Genomic DNA, 3028 nt, shown 5'->3' with positions numbered 1-3028 from the left:
TCACCGCCGCAGGCCAACACGCGCTTGAGATATATGCAGGCTCCGCGCGAATTGGCCTGCTAAACTCGAAAGGGTGGGTTAAAATTCAGCCGGCCAAGTGGGTCACTTTTGATCCGGCGTTGACACAGTTGCGGTACCCGAAGGTGAAGACAGTTTCATCTTCCGTGCAGATTATTAAAAGGAACGACAATGGACACCAAATTGGAAACGGTCGATACGACTCGCACCCCCGTCAAAGGGGCACAAGCGCCCCCAAGGACCTACAACAAACCCACGTTAGCGAATTCAAAAACGCAACCCGAACCGCCACCATCGGCAATTGTCTATTGCGAGGGCAACTTTGGCAAAGTCGATGGCAAGACTGCAAATGGCCTTGTGCGTCATTCGGAGGCGTATCGCATCCTTTCCGTCATCGACAAGACCCATAGCGGAGGGGACAGCGGGCTCGTTCTGGATGACAAGCCCAACGGCATCCCCATTTTTGCTGATCTGGAAACCGCTGTCGTTCATGAATCTCTCATGCCTGACACCTTGATTTACGGGATGGCCCCCTCAACCGGCAAGCTTTCCGAGACGGACCGGGGCGTCATACTAGATGCTATTTCACTTGGCATGGATATCGTCAGCGGACTACATGAATTCCTGAGCGACGATGCCGAGATTTCTAAATTTGCATCTGATCGAAAGGTGTCTATCCGCGACATACGCAAGCCCAAACCCAGTAAGGATATGCGATTATTCGATGGCAGCGTCGCAGGTGTTCACGCGCTGCGTATCGCAGTTCTTGGCACCGATTGTGCCATCGGAAAACGCACAACCGCTACCATTCTTGCCGCCATACTGAACGAGCATGGCATCAAAACAGTGCTGGTCGGCACCGGTCAGACAGGATTGATGCAGGGCGCAAAATACGGTGTTGCAATGGACGCTGTGCCGCCACAATTCTGCTGTGGAGAGCTAGAGCGTGTCATCGTTGCGGCGTCGGACGGTGAGCAACCGGAAGTTATCCTGATTGAGGGGCAAGGTGCGCTCAGTCACCCGGCTTTTTGCACATCCGCGTTCATCCTGAGGGGCAGCCAGCCTGACGCTGTCATCCTTCAGCACGCGCCTAAGCGGGCGCACCGCTGCGATTTTCCGAGCATGGCAATACCGGATCCGGCCGATGAGATTAAATTGATTGAGGCTTTTGCGGACACAAAAGTTATCGGCCTGACAATCAATCATGAGGGAATGACGGAGACTGAGATCAAAACGGCCATCAAAGATTACGGTCAGAATCTGCGGCTACCGGTAACTGACCCCTTGAGTCGCCCGGCGACTCACCTTTTGGAACTCTTTCTTGCCGCCTATCCCGACCTAAGACGAAAGCCCACGGTGGCAGCGTAATGACCGCCCCCCGCCTAGAAATCGATCTGGAAAAGATACGCAAAAATACGCGATTTCTCGTCAGGCACCTACGGTTGCGTGGAATTGGCGTGACCGGCGTGACAAAGGGCGTTGGTGGTAATCCAGCCATTGCAGAAGCCATGCTTGCCGGGGGGGCGACAGGTCTTGCTGAGTCACGGATCACCAACGTCGCAAACCTGCGCTCAGCAGGAATCACATGCGCGATCTCCATGATCCGCACTCCAATGCTTAGTCAGGTAGATCAGATCGTGCAAACCTGTGACACCAGCTATAACACAGAGATTGACGTCATCTCCGGCCTCGCATCAGCGGCACGCAGGCGCAATAAAGTTCATAATATTATACTGATGGTCGAAATGGGCGACATGCGCGAAGGGATATTGCCCGAGAACTTGGCTGTAATTGCACAGCAAGTCATGAAAATGCCTGGCGTCGCTTTGAAAGGTATTGGCGCAAACTTTGCCTGCTTCAGTGGCGTCGCTCCCAATGCGTCCCAGATGTCGGCTCTTTCCGTCATTGCGACTGAGATTGAGGGGCTCTGTGGCGCCGCCATTCAAACGGTATCTGGCGGCAACTCAGCAAACCTGCCCTGGGCACTCGGAAAACAACCTACAGGCCGCATCAATGATCTGAGGCTGGGGGAAGCCATACTTCTGGGCGTTGATCCGGTGTCTGGGGAACAGATAGGTGAGATGTATGCGGATGCCTTTACGCTGGTCGCCGAAGTTATTGAGGCGGGTACAAAGCCTGCCTCCTCCCCCGTTGCATTGGTCGATCCGGCTTTGGCAAGACTTCGGATTGTTTCAAACGGTGTTCACATCACGCGTCTTATCCTTGCCATAGGGCATCAGGACACCGACATTTCAGGGCTTTCCATGCCTGACGGAAGTACTTTGATCGGCGCAACCAGCGATCACCTTGTCATTGAAACGAACCAGTCAACGCAGGGGTTGGGATCTGAAATGAGATTTCAGATGAACTACAGCGCGTTGATGCATGCAATGTCCGCACCCGACATTGAAACAATGCTGTTCCATGACCGGCCCTCAAATCAGTCGCGACACACCCAAAGCAGGACCGAACAACTGGCGCTGTTTTAAAAAAACTTGACCAAACGTGCAGACAAGAAACCACAAAGGAGAGTGAACTTTGGCTAAGCTAACAAAGACAACAGTGTTCAGAGAACATACTCCCAAACCGGAAACGGCGATGGAGAAGACGGCGCGTATCGCAAAGGAAATAGTCGTCGAAGAGGTGGAACAACGGCAAGCGAAGATTGCGCGGCTACGCAACACTCGCCTGGAAAGAGAATCGAGCACGCCAGCAAAAGCCACTGCCACAGCAGCGCACAAAACCCGGCGATCTAAGGCCGTCGCAAAGCGATAACTAAGCATCGCCGGGTTTGTTTCGCGTCCAGCACCAAGACTGGCCAAATGTAACCCAATCGACCGAGAACCATCCGAGCCGCCCCAACGTGCCAATTGACCAAGCACATCCTAAGGATTAGCGCATGAAGCACTCAGACGAGAACACAGCAAAAGTTCACTATATCTGCCAGACATACGTGGAAAAGAAGACCGGTGGTGACCAGCAAGCTGGTTTGAAAATTGACAGGCAATTC

The 3028-nt window shown here is 53.4% G+C and carries 2 protein-coding genes; both read left to right on the top strand.

Features of this window, described 5'->3' with window-relative positions; translation table 11 throughout:
* Positions 1-189 precede the first annotated feature (189 nt).
* Entirely contained in the window at positions 190-1386 is a 1197-nt protein-coding gene (locus AC221Y_RS22695; RefSeq protein ID WP_486708560.1) for an N-acetyltransferase DgcN family protein, read from the top strand.
* Positions 1386-2507 (top strand): alanine/ornithine racemase family PLP-dependent enzyme, encoded by a 1122-nt coding sequence (locus tag AC221Y_RS22690; RefSeq protein ID WP_486708559.1) that lies wholly within the window; start codon positions 1386-1388, stop codon positions 2505-2507. The genes AC221Y_RS22695 and AC221Y_RS22690 overlap by 1 nt, the downstream gene beginning before the upstream one ends.
* The last annotated feature ends 521 nt before the right edge of the window (positions 2508-3028 follow it).

This window comes from Boseongicola sp. (genome assembly GCF_057460485.1).
This window is presented reverse-complemented; position numbering and strand designations above follow the sequence as displayed.

Bases quoted from the DNA above. Each gene is read 5' to 3' on its own strand.
- AC221Y_RS22695 (WP_486708560.1), top strand. From the start codon at position 190: ATGGACACCAAATTGGAAACGGTCGATACGACTCGCACCCCCGTCAAA.
- AC221Y_RS22690 (WP_486708559.1), top strand. From the start codon at position 1,386: ATGACCGCCCCCCGCCTAGAAATCGATCTGGAAAAGATACGCAAAAAT.